This is a genomic window from Rhizobium sp. RM (assembly GCF_013390595.1).
Taxonomy (GTDB): domain Bacteria; phylum Pseudomonadota; class Alphaproteobacteria; order Rhizobiales; family Rhizobiaceae; genus Agrobacterium.
Genome location: NZ_JACAWV010000008.1, coordinates 232,775 through 248,895, shown reverse-complemented (window position 1 = coordinate 248,895; position 16,121 = coordinate 232,775). Strand labels below are relative to the sequence as shown.

Below are 16,121 nucleotides of genomic sequence, written 5' to 3'. Positions count from 1 at the left end.
TCTTGACTCGAAACTTGCCCCGACTTCCGTAAAGAAAGCCTCGATGTTTCAAGGCGACCTCCAGCAAGTATTTGATTTATAATCGCTTTTTGTGTCGCCTCCTTGACATGCTATTGTCACGCTACATCAGGAAAGATTAACGTACGGTTAGAATCACAAAAAGCCCGGCCAAAGGCCAGGCTTTTTTAATAGCGAATTGTGATTAGCCGGATTAGGCCGAAAGTGCCTTAACACGCTGCGCCAGGCGAGACACCTTGCGGGAAGCAGTGTTGCCGTGCAGAACGCCCTTGGTAGCAGCGCGCTGGATTTCCGGCTGAGCAGCCTTCAGAGCTTCGGTGGCTACTGCCAGGTCGCCCGATGCGATGGCTTCTTCAACCTTGCGGATGAAGCCGCGAACGCGCGAACGGCGAGCCTTGTTGACTGCGGTACGGCGAGCGATCTTGCGGGTCGCCTTTTTCGCCGAAGTTGTATTGGCCATGTATGCCTCTCTTCGAATTCGAACCAAATTCCGCAACCACAGGATCGGGTCGTTCTACGACCTCACGTAACCCAAGAATGCGGGAGTAATTTCGGACAAGCCGGATGGCTTTCCGTAACCGTGGGCGGGCATATACCGTTAAAGCGGACGCCCGTCAACGCGCAATTTCACTGAAAACGCCGTTATTCCGAATCCTTAGCGCGTTTCCTTATTCCATTACAGAGACTCTAACGGTTCCTGAATGCGGGTTTGCGCTTTTCGATGAAAGCAGCCATTCCCTCCTTCTGGTCATCTGTTGCAAACAGCGACTGAAACAGGCGGCGTTCAAATCTCAGTCCCTCCGAAAGCGACACTTCGAACGAGCGATTGACGCTCTCCTTGGCCATGACAACGGAAGCACGCGACAGGGAAGCAATACGCGTTGCCGCCTCTATTGCGTCCTCGACGATGCTAGCTGCCGGCACGATGCGCGATACCAGTCCGGCGCGCTCAGCCTCTGCGGCATCCATCATGCGACCCGTCAGCACCATATCCATCGCCTTTGCCTTGCCGACAGCTCTGGTGAGCCTCTGAGAGCCGCCCATGCCCGGAATGACACCTAGGGTAATCTCAGGCTGGCCGAACGTCGCCGTATCCGAGGCAATAATGAAATCGCACATCATTGCCAGTTCGCATCCGCCGCCGAGAGCAAAGCCCGAAACTGCGGCAATGACCGGCTTGCGGGTTGCCGCAACCTCATCCCAACCACCAAGAAAATCGCCGACATAAACATCCACGAAATCGAGAGACTGCATTTCCTTGATATCAGCGCCGGCAGCAAATGCCTTTTCGGAACCGGTTATCACGATGGCGCCAATGGAATCATCTGCGGAGAAAGAGGCAAGTATATGCCGCAGTTCCTTCAGCAGAGCCGAGTTGAGCGCATTCAGCGCCTTCGGTCGGTTGAGCGTTATGACGCCAACCTCGTCGCGTTTCTCCACCAATATCGTTTCATAGTCCACAGCGGCCTCCCTTCTCCATATACGTGTTGCCGAGCTACTTCTGGCAGGCGGCACAATAAAACGTCGAACGTCCTGCCTGTACGACCCGTTCAACGGTACCCTTGCAACCGGGTGTGCGGCAAGGCTCGCCCTCCTGATCGTAGACGGAGAAGGAATGCTGGAAATATCCAAGTGTACCGTCGGTCTGAATATGATCCCGTAGCGAAGAGCCCCCGGCCGCAATCGCATCGGCAATCACATCGCGGATCTTTTCGGTTAGCGCAACAAGCTGGGCTTTGGGTTTTCCTGTCGCCGTCACCAGCGTTCCCGATGCACGAAGCGGTGAGAGATGCGCGCGCCAGAGAGCCTCGCAGACATAAATGTTGCCGAGGCCCGCTATGACCTTCTGATCCAGCAAGGTCGTCTTTAATGGCTGGCTTTTGCCGGCAAATCTCGAGGCCAGATAATCCGCGCTCAAGGCATTGCCTGTCGGTTCGGGTCCGAGCCCGGCGAAAGCGGGATAAAGATCTATTTTGTTGCGCTCGACCAGATGCATGAAACCAAACCGGCGCGGGTCATTATAGATGACGCAAACGCGACCCTGATTGCCCTCCAGATAAAAGATGACGTGATCGTGCTTTCCATCCTTGGAGCGAGCATGGTGGAACTCCCCCGGCGTCTGTGCGCTTTCCGGGTCGTCCACTTCCACGCGAAACGAGCCCGACATGCCGAGGTGGCAAATGACGGTCAGCCCGTCCTCAAGCTCGATCAGCAGATATTTCGCCCTTCGACCAAGCGAGACGATCCGCTTTCCTTCGATCAACGAAACAAAGTCTCCCGGAAAAGGAAACCGCAGGTCCGGACGACCGAGATACACCTTTCGGATCGTTGATCCTTCCATGGCGGGCGTGAGGCCACGTCTGACGGTTTCGACTTCAGGCAATTCTGGCATCTGGCTTATCCGGGTGTTTATCGTTAGGACCAAGTGGTCTATAGAGTGCGTGCGAAATGTCGCGGTCAATTGATGCCCGCAACAGATAGCGCTGCCATGGCGTTTCCGCTATGGTCCGCAACGCAATAAATACGGAGACCGACGATGACCGACGCCCGCACGACCGCCGATGGCGGTATGGAAACTTCCTATGGCTTCCACAAGGTGGACGAAGGCAAGAAGCAGGGACTGGTCAACGAGGTTTTCCATAAGGTTGCCAAGCGCTATGACATCATGAACGACGTGATGTCGGCGGGCATGCACCGGTTGTGGAAGGACGCGATGGTCGCCGCACTGGCACCCCGCAAAGAGGCATCCTACAAGATTCTGGATGTGGCCGGCGGCACAGGCGACATCGCGTTTCGTATCGTCGAGGCATCCAATCGTCTCGCTCACGCCACCGTGCTCGATATCAACGGTTCAATGCTGGCAGTTGGCGAAGAACGTGCCGCCAAGAGAAAGCTTTCCGACAACCTGACCTTCGTCGAGGCCAATGCCGAAGAGTTGCCCTTCGAGGCAAACAGCTTCGACGCCTATACGGTCGCTTTCGGCATCCGCAACGTACCGCGCATCGACGTGGCGCTCAAGGAAGCACATCGCGTGCTGAAACGTGGTGGACGCCTTCTGGTGCTGGAATTCTCCGAAGTCGAAATGCCGCTTCTCGACCGCGTTTACGATGCCTGGTCGTTCAACGCCATTCCGCAGTTCGGCAAGATGATTACCGGCGATGCCGAGCCCTACCAGTATCTGGTGGAATCGATCCGCAAGTTTCCCAATCAGGATGATTTTGCGACGATGATCCGTACTGCCGGCTTCTCTCGCGTCAACTATACCAATTATACCGGCGGCATTGCCGCCCTGCATTCCGGCTGGAAGCTCTGATCGACATGGCTGGTAAGGGCAGGAAGAAAGCATCCGCATGAGCACTCTTGGCGCATATTTCCGTCTCGCAAGAGTCGGCTGGGTTCTCGTGCGCGAAGGCGTGGTGCTGGCCTTGCCTGCCGATGACATGCCGCCGTCAGCGCATCTCGTCAAAGCACTGCTGAAGCCGTTTGCGCGCAGCAAGGCAAAACGTGCCGTTCGCAGCGATCGACTGGCGACGGCTGTGGAACGGTTGGGGCCGTCCTACGTCAAGATGGGACAGTTTCTGGCGACCCGGCCGGATGTGGTCGGGGCGCAGTTTGCCGATGATCTGGCGAGCCTGCAGGACCGGATGGCGTTTTTCCCCGTGGCGGCGGCAAAGGCCAATATCGAAGGCTCCCTGGGACGTCCGGTCTCCGAGCTTTACCGTGACTTCGGCGATCCGATTGCGGCCGCTTCCATAGCGCAAGTGCATCCCGCCACCATCGATACACCCAAAGGACCACGCAAGGTCGCAGTGAAGGTCATCCGCCCCGGCGTCCGCCAGCGCTTCCAGAACGATCTGGAAGCCATGTACCTGATCGCCGATCTGCAGCAGCGCTTCGTCAAATCCGCCCGGCGCCTTCGCCCAGTTGAGGTGACGCGCACGCTGGAGCAGACGACCAAGATCGAGATGGACCTCCGGCTTGAGGCTGCGGCCCTTTCCGAACTCGCCGAGAATACAAAAGACGATCCAGGCTTCCGTGTCCCGGAAGTCGATTGGGAACGCACCGGCCGCGACGTCGTAACGATGGAATGGATCGACGGCGTGAAGATGTCCGATATCGAGGGGCTCAAAGCCGCCGGCCACGACCTCAACGCGCTCGCCGACACGCTGATCCAGTCTTTTCTGCGGCACACGCTGCGCGATGGTTTCTTCCACGCCGACATGCACCCCGGCAATCTTTTCGTCGACCCGCAGGGCATGATCGTTGCCGTGGACATGGGTATCGCCGGACGTCTGGGGAAAAAGGAACGCCGTTTCCTGGCCGAAATTCTCTACGGCTTCATTACCCGCGACTACATGCGTGTGGCGGAAGTCCACTTCGAGGCCGGTTATGTGCCGGGCCATCACGATATTGCCAGCTTCGCACAGGCTATCCGCGCCATTGGCGAGCCGATCCATGGTCAGCCCGCAGAAACCATTTCCATGGGCAAGCTGCTGACGCTGTTGTTCGAAGTCACTGAGCTGTTCGACATGGAAACACGGCCCGAACTGGTCATGCTGCAGAAGACCATGGTGGTGGTGGAAGGCGTTTCGCGCATTCTCAACCCGCGCTTCAACATGTGGAAGGCGGCGGACCCGGTTGTTGCAAGCTGGATTCGCGACAATCTCGGTCCCAAGCGTATCGTCACCGATCTGAAGGACGGCCTGAAAGCCGCCGTCAAACTCGCCGAGGCGGCACCGGAAATTGCCGCCAAAACCGAAAAATTCCATGCCGATCTGATGGCAATGAGCGAAAACGGCCTGCGTTTCGATGCGCAGACGGCAGAGGCTATCGGCAAGGCGGAAGCCCGCCACACCAAGTGGGGCCGGATCGCGCTTTGGGTGATTGCTGCGACGCTTGTCTACATCGCCGTCCAGGTCAGCTAAAAACGATACCCAGCTCCGTCCGGAGCTTTTTGCTCAGGCCCGAGGCAACCAGTTCATAGGACCTGCGGACATAATGTTCCAGCTCTTCCGGTTCGAGTGGCGCGTGATCGGAGATCGAAATCCACTTACGCTTGGCAAAATAGGGTGCCTGGCCGATGCCTTCCAATGAGGTGAGAATTTCAAAGCTCTCCTCAGAGCACTTCACCACAAGCCGCCAGTTGTCCCGCTCGCCCAGCACCGCAAAGACCTTCTCGCCCACCTTGGCAACGTGCGAATCCCACTGATCGACAAAACTGACACCCGGCCACACCTTCAAGGTGGTATCGAAGGTCTTGCACTTGAACAGGCTCATGCGAGTTTCTCCGCAATCAGCGCAGCAAGGCGCTTCGCGACATCGGCTTTATCAAGATCCGGCCAAGCATCGACGCCCGCTTTCGAGATGATTTTCACGCTGTTGCGGTCGCCGCCCATGATGCCGGTCTCAGCCGAGACATCGTTGGCGACGATGAAATCAGCACCCTTCCGCTCCAGCTTGGCCCGACCGTTCGTTTCGACATTCTGTGTTTCGGCTGCAAAACCGACGACGATCTTCGGGCGGCTTTCGTGGTGACCCACCGTTTTCAGAATATCCGGATTTTCCGTGAGCTGGAGAGCGGGGGGCTGATCGCCCGGCTGTTTCTTGATCTTCTGATCGGTTGCACTTGCCACACGCCAGTCAGCGACGGCAGCAACCATGACGGCGATATCAACGGGAAGACGGGAAACGACAGCGTCACGCATTTCTTCGGCGCGTTCGACGCGAACGGTCGTCACGCCCACCGGATCAGCAATCGAAACAGGACCGGAAATCAGCGTCACCTCTGCGCCAAGCTCGGCCAGTGCCGCAGCAATCGCATGTCCCTGTTTTCCCGAAGAACGATTGGCGATATAGCGCACCGGATCGATCGGCTCGTGTGTCGGACCTGATGTCACGATCGCGGTCTTGCCGCTGAGTGGCCCTGGGCTGCCGCCAAGACACGTTTCAACTGCCTCAACGATCTGCAAGGGCTCAGCCATGCGGCCAAGGCCCGCTTCTCCTTTTTCGGCCATTTCACCTGCCATCGGTCCGATAAAGTGGATGCCATCGCCCTTCAACACCTTGATGTTGCGCTGTGTTGCCTTGGCAGACCACATTTTCGGGTTCATGGCAGGCGCGACCAGAACCGTGCGATCCGTCGCAAGCAGGACCGCCGAGGCGAGATCATCCGCGAGCCCATGCGCCATTTTGGCCATGATATCAGCGGTAGCTGGGGCGACCAGAACGAGATCGCACTCGCGCGCCAATCGGATGTGACCGACGTCCTGCTCATCCTGCCTTGAGAAAAGCTCGGTAAACACATGGGTTGCAGACAGCACACCCACGGCAAGCGGGGTGACGAATTCCTGCGCGCCCTTCGTCATGATCGGGGTGACTTTCGCACCACGCTCTTTCAGACGACGGATAAGGTCGAGGCTCTTATAGGCCGCGATACCGCCGGAAATGATGAGAAGGATGTGTTTGCCTGAAAGTGCCATGATGCCGGACCAGTTTCCCGTTTGACGGGGAAACTATAGCGCATACCCACAACTGTGAAGCAGTTTTCAGTAAAGAGGCCCAACACCGCGAATTTGCAACAGCAGGTATAATCCCGCTGCTGCAAGTCCTTGGCACTTAAGGCGCAATTCTGTTGAATCACGCCGCCTTGGCGACGTGATATTCCTTGATGGCGACCATCTTGATCGCGGGGTAGCGTTCCGCTTCATACCGCAGCGAGAAAGCGTCCTGTGCCAGAAACACCGGATCGCCATCCAGATCGCGGGCGATATCCCCACGCTTGACGTTCAAGAACTTCTCGAATTCCGCAGGCTGGTCGGAGGAAACCCAGCGGCAAACGGAGAAGCGGGACATTTCGAAGGAAACCGGCAGGCCGTATTCGCCCATCAGCCGCTCCTTCAACACGTCGAGCTGCAGCGCGCCGACAACACCGACGATCGCCGGAGAACCATCTTCCGGCGAGAAGAGCTGAACGACGCCCTCTTCCGCCATCTGCTGCAGTGCTTCCTTCAGCTTCTTGGCCTTCATGGCATCTTCAAGTCGTACGCGACGCAGAATTTCCGGCGAGAAATTCGGGACACCCTGGAACACCAGGCTTTCGCCTTCCGTCAGTGTATCACCGATACGCAACGTGCCGTGGTTCGGAATACCGACCACATCGCCTGCATAAGCGGTGTCGGCCAGCTGGCGCTGCGAGGCAAAGAAGAACTGCGGCGCAGTCAGACCCAACTGCTTGCCGGTACGGGCAAGCCGCGCCTTCATGCCACGCTCCAGCTTGCCGGAGCAGATGCGGGCGAAGGCGATGCGGTCACGGTGGTTCGGGTCCATGTTCGCCTGGATCTTGAAGACGAACGCCGTCATCTTTTCTTCGGCGGCATGAACCGTTCTGATATCAGCAATCTGATCGCGTGGCGGCGGAGCGAATTCACCCAGTGCATTGATGAGATCGCGCACGCCGAAGTTACGCAAGGCCGATCCGAAGAAGACCGGCGTCATGTGGCCTTCCAGAAACGCCTGACGATCGAAGGGGCGGCAGGCTTCAAGCGCCAGTTCCGTCTCTTCGATAAAGGCATGGCGTTCGTTTTCCGGAAGCCTATCTGCGACAGCCTGCGGACCGTTGACCGGCAAACCATCCACCTGCGTGTCGACGCCACGGAAGGTGTTCTGGGCAAGGTTATAGGCTCCACAGAATGTCTTGGCGCGACCGACCGGCCAGGTCACCGGAGCCGTGTCCAGCGCCAGCTTCTCTTCAACCTCATCGAGAATCTCGAAGGGATCGCGGCTCTCGCGGTCCATCTTGTTGATGAAGGTTATGATCGGGATGTCGCGCATGCGGCAGACTTCGAACAACTTCAGCGTTCTCGGCTCGATGCCTTTCGCGGCATCGATCACCATGATGGCCGCATCCACCGCCGTCAGCGTGCGATAGGTATCATCCGCGAAGTCTTCGTGACCAGGCGTATCCAGGATGTTGAAGACCCTGTCGTTGTATTCGAAGGTCATGACCGAGGTAACGACGGAGATGCCGCGCTCTCGCTCGATCTTCATCCAGTCAGAACGGGTCTGAATGCGATCCTTCTTCGCTTTCACTTCACCAGCAAGCTGAATTGCTCCGCCGAACAGCAGCAGCTTTTCGGTCAGCGTCGTCTTACCGGCGTCCGGGTGCGCGATAATAGCAAAGGTGCGGCGGCGGGAGACCGCCTCGGCAAGTGTTTCGGCCATTTCATAAATCCTGTGGAATTGCGGGCTATCTAGCGTTTCAGGCCCCATTTTGCAATTGACCTTGGCCTCATGAGCGAAAACTAATGCCGCATGACCCAGCAAAATGACAATCGCCCTGCTCTAAAACTCATCCGCCTCGACAATGGAACGGGCCTCGAACTGCCCTCCTACGAAACGGCCGGAGCAGCCGGCATGGACCTTCGTGCCGCTGTAGCCGCCGACACGCCCCTGGTGTTGAAGCCAGGTAGCCGTGCACTTGTGCCAACCGGCTTCATCTTTGAGGTCCCCTTTGGATATGAGGCGCAAATCCGTCCGCGCTCCGGGCTTGCCATCAAGAACGGCATTACCTGTCTGAATTCGCCTGGCACGGTGGACAGCGATTATCGCGGTGAGGTGAAGGTCATCCTCGCCAATCTCGGCGACGCCGATTTTGTTATCGAACGCGGCATGCGCATTGCCCAGATGGTGATTGCACCGGTAACTCAGGTCGTTGTGAGAGAGGTCACAGAGACATCCTCGACCGAGCGCGGTGGCGGCGGTTTTGGTTCGACCGGCGTCTGATCACACAAGATGCCGTGGTGGCCACGTTGTGAATGCCTGAGGTTTCGGTTAACGCTCGCACAGTAACCGAGGACACCTTCATGACTGTGACCACCATTCTCGCTTATGCGACCGCACTCTTCATTGCCGCCGCCATTCCTGGCCCCGGCATGACGGCCATCGTGGCGCGAGCTCTGGGCTCCGGTTTTCGGGAAACCTTCTTCATGGGGCTCGGCCTGGTGCTTGGCGATATGGTCTACCTCACGGCCGTTATCCTTGGCCTTGCCTTTGTCGCACAGACCTTTCAGGAAGCTTTCATGGTGCTGAAGTTTGCAGGTGCAGCCTACCTGCTCTACATCGCCTGGAAGCTATGGACGGCGGGACTTCTGCCGCAGGACCTGCAAGCCAGGAAAAGCACGAGCATTGGCATGTCCTTTCTCTCCGGGCTTTTCATCACGCTCGGAAACCCCAAGACGATGCTGTTCTATGTGGCACTCGTGCCAACATTGATCGATATCCGTATGATTGGCGCAGCCGAATACGTCACGCTTCTGGGCGTAACCTTTCTTGTGCTGATGGCGGTTCTGTTGCCGTATATTCTGTTGGCCTCGAAAGCTCGCGCGCTCCTCAAGCGGCCCAGCGCTCTGACCATCCTCAACCGCGCCGCTGCGGGCATTCTGGCCGGAACAGCCGCGATGATCGCGATCAGGTCTGCCTGAGGTTTTTCTTCCGAAAAATTCGCTTCCTGAAGTATTTTTCGCTCCGAAAATCGACACATACGCACATCCATTCTCTGGCTTCCTCCTTTCATTCGCCCTATCCTGCGCGAAATTTATGCCGGTCAAAAGCACAGGAGGACACTCATGTCGGAAACCAGAAAACCAGGGCGCGGACGCGTCTATTCCTCCATCACCGAGACCATTGGCGACACGCCGATCGTGCGGCTAGACAAGCTGGCAAAGGAAAAGGGTGTTAAGGCCAACCTGTTGGCGAAGCTCGAATTTTTCAACCCTATCGCATCCGTCAAGGATCGTATCGGCGTCGCCATGATCGAGGCGCTTGAGGCGCAGGGCAAGATCACGCCCGGCAAGACCACACTGGTCGAGCCAACGTCGGGCAATACCGGTATCGCACTCGCTTTTGCCGCTGCTGCGAAGGGCTACAAGCTTATTCTCACCATGCCGGAAACCATGTCGGTCGAGCGCCGCAAGATGCTGGCTCTGCTTGGCGCGGAACTGGTCCTAACCGAAGGCCCGAAGGGCATGAAGGGCGCGATTGCCAAGGCGCAGGAGCTTGCCGAAACGCTGCCTGACGCGATCATTCCGCAACAGTTTGAGAATCCGGCCAACCCGGAAATTCACCGCAAGACCACGGCAGAAGAAATCTGGAACGACACCAATGGCGAGGTGGATGTTCTGGTCTCGGGTATCGGCACCGGCGGCACGATTACCGGCACCGGTCAGGTTCTGAAATCCCGCAAGCCCGATGTAAAGGTTATCGCGGTTGAACCGGCTGACAGCCCGGTGCTTTCAGGCGGTAACCCTGGCCCACACAAAATTCAGGGAATTGGCGCCGGATTCGCGCCAGCCATTCTCGACACCAAGGTCTACGACGAGATCGTTACCGTGACCAATGACGAAGCGTTTGCAACGGCCCGTCTCGTGGCGAGCCTCGAAGGCGTTCCGGTTGGCATTTCTTCTGGCGCAGCACTCGCAGCCGCCATCAAGGTTGGCTCGCGCGAGGAAAATGCCGGCAAGAACATTGTCGTCATCATTCCATCCTTCGCGGAACGGTATCTTTCGACGGCCCTGTTCGAGGGGCTTGGTCTCTAACTATCATCGAGATGTAACGCCCCGTTCCGCAAGCGCGAGACGGGGCGTCGTATTCCTTCAGAAGACGGCTGACGGGTGCGGTACTGTTGTCAGGCAATTACCAGAGACAAGCAGCCCGTGTTATCAGGCTGCCGCAGTCAGTCTCTGACCAGCAATACGATAGGACACAGCTTCCGCGACATGGATGCGGCCAACTGTGGCCTTGCCATCGAGATCGGCGAGTGTGCGGGCAACTTTGAGAATGCGGTGATAACCACGCGCAGAAAATTTCAGCCGCTCTGCCGCATCGCGTAACAATTGCAAACCGGGAGCATCGGGCTCTGCGAATTTTTCGATCAACGCAGTCGAGCAGCGTGCATTGGTGCGAATTCCGGCTGCACCTGCCAATGCGTAGCGTTCCTGTTGTGCCGTGCGTGCACGGGCAACGCGGGCTGCGACATCGGCGCTCGATTCAGACGCCGCCGGGCGGATGAGGTCGGCAGCCGAAACGGCCGGTACATCGATGCGAATGTCGATACGATCCATCAAAGGGCCTGATATCCGCGCCTGATAATCTGCGACGCAACGAGGCCCTCTGGCACAGGTAAAGCCCGGCTCTCCCGCCATACCGCATTTGCACGGGTTCATCGCCGCCACGAGCTGGATATTTGCAGGATAGCTGACGCGGTGATTGGCACGGGCAATAATGCACTCGCCTGTCTCGAGTGGCTGGCGTAATGCATCCAGCGCCTGCGGCGTAAACTCCGGGAATTCGTCGAGGAAGAGTATGCCATGATGAGCAAGCGACGCCTCCCCCGGTTTCGCCTTCAGTCCACCGCCGACAAGTGCAGCCATGGTGGCGGAATGATGCGGGGTGCGGAACGGCCGGCGATCCGATAGTTTCCCGCCCGACAGTTGCCCGGCAATCGAATGCACCATCGACACTTCAAGAAGCTCGGCCGCCTCGAGCGGCGGCAGGATGGAGGGAAGACGTGCGGCCAGCATGGATTTTCCTGATCCAGGAGGCCCGACCATCAGGAGATTGTGCCCACCTGCGGCAGCCACCTCCAGCGCACGTTTGGCGCTTTCCTGCCCTTTGATATCGGCAAGATCAGGGAGATTGGCCGGGTTGCTGCGGATGGCCGGCCGCGGTCTGGAGAGATGCTGCGTACCGCGAAAATGATTGGCAAGCGCTATCAGGCTGCGCGGCGCCAGAATGTCGATATCTGCCCCGGCCCAGGCCGCTTCCGGACCGCTTTCGGCCGGACATATGAGCCCCTTGCCTTGAACATTGGCAGCGATAGCTGCGGGCAAAGCACCGGCAACCGCACCGATGGTGCCGTCGAGGTTCAGTTCGCCCAACACCAGATAGCCATTCAGCGCGTCCGAAGGAATTGCTCCCAGTGCCGCCATCAGGCCAAGGGCGATGGGGAGATCGAAATGCGACCCCTCCTTGGGCAGATCGGCAGGTGCGAGGTTTATCGTGACTTTCTTGGCAGGGAGCGCAAGTCCGGAGGCATGCAACGCCGCCTGTACCCGCTCCCGGCTTTCGGCAACGGCCTTATCTGGCAGACCGACGATATTGATGCCAACCCTGCCCGGCGCCACCATCACCTGCACTTCAACAGGCACGCCCTCGATACCCTGAAAAGCAACCGTACCAACTCTTGCAACCATGGTCCGCCCCCGCAAACCAGCTACATCAACGAGGCCTTATGCCCCGTCCAGCAGCCAACCGCGGGCAGCCTGCCACAGCGCACACAATAAAACAAGAACATTAAGAGAACAAATACCGCAGCCGACGTTCAGGCCGGATGCGGAGTTTTGCGTGACACAGGTTGCATCAGCACGCCGAACGACGGCCTGTTCAGAGATCCTGCGCTTCGCGCTTTTTCTCGATCGCGTCCCAGAGGAGGCTTGCGACGTCTGCCCCGCCGAACTTTCTGACTTCCCGGATACCGGTTGGCGAGGTCACGTTGATTTCGGTCATGTAGTCGCCAATGACATCGATACCGACAAAAAGGAAACCGCGCTCGCGAAGTGCCGGACCAATCCGCGCGCAAATTTCTTTTTCACGCGTCGTCAGCTCGGTCGGCTCGGGACGGCCACCGGCATGCATGTTGGAGCGGGCATCATTTTCCGCAGGCACGCGGTTGATAGCCCCCACCGGCTCACCATCTACCAGCAGGATACGCTTGTCGCCCTTTCTTACGTCCGGCAGATATTGCTGGGCGATATAGGGCTCGCGGAACATCTGACCGAACATTTCCAGAAGCGACGAGAAATTGCGATCATCACGCGCCGAATGGAAGACGCCTGCACCGCCATTGCCATAAAGCGGCTTGAGAATGATATCGCCCATCTCCTGGCGGAAGCGGGCAATCTCTGCACCATCCTTGGTAATCAGCGTTGCAGGCATAAGATCGGCAAATTCGGTCACGAAGATCTTTTCGGGCGAATTGCGCACCCAGGCAGGATCGTTCACCACCAGCGTCTTCGGGTGAATACGCTCCAGAAGATGCGTCGAGGTGATGTATGCCATGTCGAAGGGAGGGTCCTGTCGCAGATGGATGACATCCATCGTCGACAGATCAACACGCTCCGGTTCGGAAAGCGAAAAATGATCGCCGTTGATATCCCGCAGTTCCATCTGCTCGACCGTGGCGTAAATCTTGCCGTCGCGCATGGAGAGACGATCCGGCGTATAATGGAACAGGCGGTATCCACGCGCCTGGGCCTCAAGGCTCATCGCGAAAGTGGAGTCACCGGCAATGTTGATGCCGGACACATGATCCATCTGGATCGCGACGTTCTTGATCTTCGCCATGCAAAAGTCCCTCTTAGAAAGCCCGAAAGATGTAGGGCAGCAGGCCTTCAAAGGCAACTGCTGCACGACGGTCGTTCTGTGAGTTTTATTGAACTTTCACACGGGCGCTGGTCATGCCGCCAGAGAATAAGAACGACGGGAGAAAAGCTTGTTCTTGACGCGGTATGCGAACGCCAGTGCGGTGGGGAACGGGCGGCGCATGAAGGCAACCTTGCGGACATAATTGTCGACCCGCCATGTGGCCCATGTTCCGGCGCGGAAGTATGCGACGTCGCCAACACGCAGAATGCTGACCGTGCCGTCTTCAGCCGTTACATGTACCTCACCTTCAAGGATGTAGACGGTTTCGTCCCAACCGAAGAACCAACGGAACTCACCCGCCGTGCAATCCCACATGGCCGTGCTGGAGGCGCGGTCACCGCTTCTGGAGTGGTCGGCTGCGCGCGCCTGCGGATTACCGGCGATGATCCATTCCGGATTAATGGGCGCAGACTGCAGCCGCAAATCCGTGCAGGATGCACTGACGACTGCGTCATCTTTTCCCTGCCGCAAATAGGCTGGCAGCAGTGGTACCGTGCGGATCGCCATCGTTGCGGCAGCGGCAAACATCATTTTGAAGGACATATCAGAAAACCCCCGTAAAATATTGGAGGTGTTCTATCAGCGGGACCGTAACGAACCGGTTTGAGCAATCGGCGCAATTTTAATGATTGCGCCGATTTTTACTTGTTATCAGGCCATCTGCAATTGGGCGTGCGAGGACGGCGCCTGCTCGCTCATGCGGTTCAGACGTTTACCGGTTTCGGACGAGAAGAAATGCAGCTTCTCTGGTGCAATCGACAGCGGCAGCGTGGCGGGAACGTCGATATCCGGCGGGAAAACGACCGTCAGTGTCTGGTCCCCAATCGTGCCGTGGACGAGACGCTGGGAGCCCAGTTCCTCAATGTAGTCGACCCGCAGGGAAAAGCCCTGTTCGCCGTCTGCAGCCAAGCGGAAGTCCTCGGCGCGAATGCCGACTGTCACCGGACCCGAGGCAGGCGAAAAGCCATTGAGCGAAAGCAGTGACGGACCGATTGCCAGGCAATCGCCATGCAGTTCCCCCTTCAACAGGTTCATGGCAGGCGAACCGATGAAACTCGCGACAAACGTCGACGCAGGCGTGTGATAAACCTCGAGCGGTGAGCCGATCTGCTCGATGCGGCCAGCATTCAGAACGACCAGGCGGTCCGCAAGCGTCATGGCCTCAAGCTGATCGTGGGTTACATAAATTGACGTGGTGCCGAGACGCTTCTGCAGGCGCTTGATCTCACCGCGCATGGAAACGCGCAGCTTGGCATCAAGGTTGGAAAGCGGCTCATCGAACAGGAACGCTGCGGGCTTGCGTACGATGGCGCGACCCATGGCGACGCGCTGACGCTGGCCACCCGACAGAGCGCGCGGTTTGCGCTCAAGATAAGGTTCAAGCTGCAGCATGCGGGCAGCCTCGGCAACGCGAGCATCGATTTCCGCCTTGGGTGTCTTGCGGTTTTTCAGGCCGTATTCGAGATTTTCGCGTACGGACATGTGCGGATAGAGCGCATAGTTCTGAAAGACCATGGCGATGTCGCGATCGGCCGGGTCGACAGTGTTAACCGCGCGATCGCCAATCCTCACCGTGCCTTCGGAAATGTCCTCAAGGCCGGCGACCATGCGCAGCAGCGTGGATTTCCCGCAACCGGACGGGCCGACAAGCACGATGAACTCACCGTCGGCAATGTCGATGTCGACATGATGGACGGCACGCACGCCGCCTGCGTAGTCCTTGCAGACCTGACTGATTTCAATGGAAGCCATTTCTGATTCCTTTACTTGTCGCTTTCGGTGAGGCCCTTGATGAACCAGCGCTGGAAGATGACGACGATCAGCACCGGCGGCAGCATGGCCAGAACGGCGAGCGCGAAAGCTTCGTTATAATCGGGGATTTGCGAACCGACCCAGACCTGCAGGATCGACTTGATGCCACGCATCAGGGTGAAGAAGCTCTCATCCGTCGTCATCAGCATGGGCCAGAGATACTGGTTCCATCCGTAAACGAACATGATGATGAAGATTGCCGCCATCATCGTCCGCGACAGGGGTACAAGCACATCGATGAAGAACTTCACCGGGCCGGCGCCGTCGATGCGGGCAGCCTCGAGAAGCTCTTCCGGAACCGATTTGAAGAACTGACGGAAGTAGAACGTGCCGGTCGCCGATGCCAGAAGCGGTACGATGAGGCCGGTGTAAGAGTTCAGAAGTCCGAGTTTGCTCATTACCTCGTAGGACGGCATGATGCGCACTTCGAGCGGCAGCAGCAGCGTCGTGAAGATGATCCAGAAGGCAAGCGTTGCAAACCGGAAGCGGAAATAGACGATGGCGTAAGCGGCGGTCATGGACAGAACGATCTTGCCGACAGCAAAACCGATGCCGAGGATCAGCGAATTCATCACCATGCTGAGACCGGTGATCTGGCCGGTGAAGCCGCCCTTCTGGGTCAGCACCTTTTCATAGGTGCCGACCATGTTGTCTCCGGGAACGATCATCAGGCCGTTTCGGTGAATTTCTGCGGCCTCATGGGTCGATGTCATGAACGCGACAATCACCGGAACGATCAGAAAGAGCGCGCCAAGAATGAGGATCAGGTGGTCGAGGGGTTTTGTCTTGTGCATTGGTCTATGTCCCCGCGA

At 57.9% G+C, this 16,121-nt stretch carries 16 protein-coding genes; 5 read left to right on the top strand and 11 right to left on the bottom strand.

The features are described 5' to 3' along the window. Positions 1–211 precede the first annotated feature (211 nt). The 3 genes from rpsT to mutM form a co-directional block, all read right to left on the bottom strand. Positions 212–478 (bottom strand): 30S ribosomal protein S20, encoded by a 267-nt coding sequence (gene rpsT, locus HWX89_RS10110; RefSeq protein WP_138794359.1) that lies wholly within the window; start codon positions 476–478, stop codon positions 212–214. 227 nt (positions 479–705) lie between these two features. Further along, entirely contained in the window at positions 706–1,479 is a 774-nt protein-coding gene (locus HWX89_RS10105; protein WP_138794358.1) for an enoyl-CoA hydratase, read from the bottom strand. A gap of 34 nt (positions 1,480–1,513) precedes the next feature. Continuing rightward, entirely contained in the window at positions 1,514–2,410 is an 897-nt protein-coding gene (gene mutM / locus HWX89_RS10100) for a bifunctional DNA-formamidopyrimidine glycosylase/DNA-(apurinic or apyrimidinic site) lyase (protein WP_138794357.1), read from the bottom strand. Positions 2,411–2,554: 144 nt separating this feature from the next. Between mutM and ubiE the strand changes: the two genes are divergently transcribed. Beyond that, the gene (gene ubiE, locus HWX89_RS10095; protein ID WP_138794356.1) at positions 2,555–3,331 is read left to right on the top strand and encodes a bifunctional demethylmenaquinone methyltransferase/2-methoxy-6-polyprenyl-1,4-benzoquinol methylase UbiE; all 777 of its coding nucleotides are present in this window, start codon (positions 2,555–2,557) and stop codon (positions 3,329–3,331) included. Positions 3,332–3,368: 37 nt separating this feature from the next. Beyond that, the gene (gene ubiB / locus HWX89_RS10090) at positions 3,369–4,943 is read left to right on the top strand and encodes a 2-polyprenylphenol 6-hydroxylase (protein ID WP_138794355.1); all 1,575 of its coding nucleotides are present in this window, start codon (positions 3,369–3,371) and stop codon (positions 4,941–4,943) included. Here the strand turns inward: ubiB and HWX89_RS10085 are convergent. The 3 genes from HWX89_RS10085 to HWX89_RS10075 all read right to left on the bottom strand — a co-directional run bounded on the left by HWX89_RS10085 (position 4,936) and on the right by HWX89_RS10075 (position 8,238). Then, on the bottom strand, positions 4,936–5,295 hold the full coding sequence (locus HWX89_RS10085; RefSeq protein ID WP_138794354.1) for an MmcQ/YjbR family DNA-binding protein: 360 nt from the start codon (positions 5,293–5,295) through the stop codon (positions 4,936–4,938). The genes ubiB and HWX89_RS10085 overlap by 8 nt on opposite strands. Then, a complete protein-coding gene (gene coaBC, locus HWX89_RS10080) occupies positions 5,292–6,497 on the bottom strand; it encodes a bifunctional phosphopantothenoylcysteine decarboxylase/phosphopantothenate--cysteine ligase CoaBC (protein ID WP_138794353.1) in 1,206 nt (401 codons plus the stop codon). Before coaBC ends, HWX89_RS10085 begins: the two co-directional genes overlap by 4 nt. A gap of 157 nt (positions 6,498–6,654) precedes the next feature. Beyond that, the gene (locus HWX89_RS10075) at positions 6,655–8,238 is read right to left on the bottom strand and encodes a peptide chain release factor 3 (protein ID WP_138794352.1); all 1,584 of its coding nucleotides are present in this window, start codon (positions 8,236–8,238) and stop codon (positions 6,655–6,657) included. A 90-nt stretch (positions 8,239–8,328) separates the two neighbouring features. On the opposite strand from HWX89_RS10075, the gene dut reads away from it, so the two are divergent. The 3 genes from dut (at position 8,329) to cysK (ending at position 10,610) form a co-directional block, all read left to right on the top strand. Beyond that, on the top strand, positions 8,329–8,799 hold the full coding sequence (dut, locus tag HWX89_RS10070; RefSeq protein WP_138794351.1) for a dUTP diphosphatase: 471 nt from the start codon (positions 8,329–8,331) through the stop codon (positions 8,797–8,799). A gap of 80 nt (positions 8,800–8,879) precedes the next feature. Next, the gene (locus HWX89_RS10065) at positions 8,880–9,497 is read left to right on the top strand and encodes a LysE family translocator (RefSeq protein ID WP_138794350.1); all 618 of its coding nucleotides are present in this window, start codon (positions 8,880–8,882) and stop codon (positions 9,495–9,497) included. Between the two features lie 144 nt (positions 9,498–9,641). Next, the gene (cysK, locus tag HWX89_RS10060; RefSeq protein WP_138794349.1) at positions 9,642–10,610 is read left to right on the top strand and encodes a cysteine synthase A; all 969 of its coding nucleotides are present in this window, start codon (positions 9,642–9,644) and stop codon (positions 10,608–10,610) included. Positions 10,611–10,733: 123 nt separating this feature from the next. Here the strand turns inward: cysK and HWX89_RS10055 are convergent, their stop codons facing one another. The 5 genes from HWX89_RS10055 to ugpE form a co-directional block, all read right to left on the bottom strand. Further along, positions 10,734–12,266: a YifB family Mg chelatase-like AAA ATPase gene (locus HWX89_RS10055; RefSeq protein WP_138794348.1), complete on the bottom strand. Its 1,533-nt coding sequence runs from the start codon at positions 12,264–12,266 to the stop codon at positions 10,734–10,736. 190 nt (positions 12,267–12,456) lie between these two features. Next, positions 12,457–13,416: a glutathione synthase gene (gene gshB, locus HWX89_RS10050; protein ID WP_138794347.1), complete on the bottom strand. Its 960-nt coding sequence runs from the start codon at positions 13,414–13,416 to the stop codon at positions 12,457–12,459. A gap of 111 nt (positions 13,417–13,527) precedes the next feature. Further along, on the bottom strand, positions 13,528–14,040 hold the full coding sequence (locus HWX89_RS10045) for a cupin domain-containing protein (RefSeq protein WP_138794346.1): 513 nt from the start codon (positions 14,038–14,040) through the stop codon (positions 13,528–13,530). 108 nt (positions 14,041–14,148) lie between these two features. Continuing rightward, a complete protein-coding gene (locus tag HWX89_RS10040) occupies positions 14,149–15,249 on the bottom strand; it encodes a sn-glycerol-3-phosphate import ATP-binding protein UgpC (protein ID WP_138794345.1) in 1,101 nt (366 codons plus the stop codon). Between the two features lie 11 nt (positions 15,250–15,260). Beyond that, on the bottom strand, positions 15,261–16,103 hold the full coding sequence (gene ugpE / locus HWX89_RS10035; protein ID WP_138794344.1) for a sn-glycerol-3-phosphate ABC transporter permease UgpE: 843 nt from the start codon (positions 16,101–16,103) through the stop codon (positions 15,261–15,263). Between the last annotated feature and the right edge of the window lie 18 nt (positions 16,104–16,121).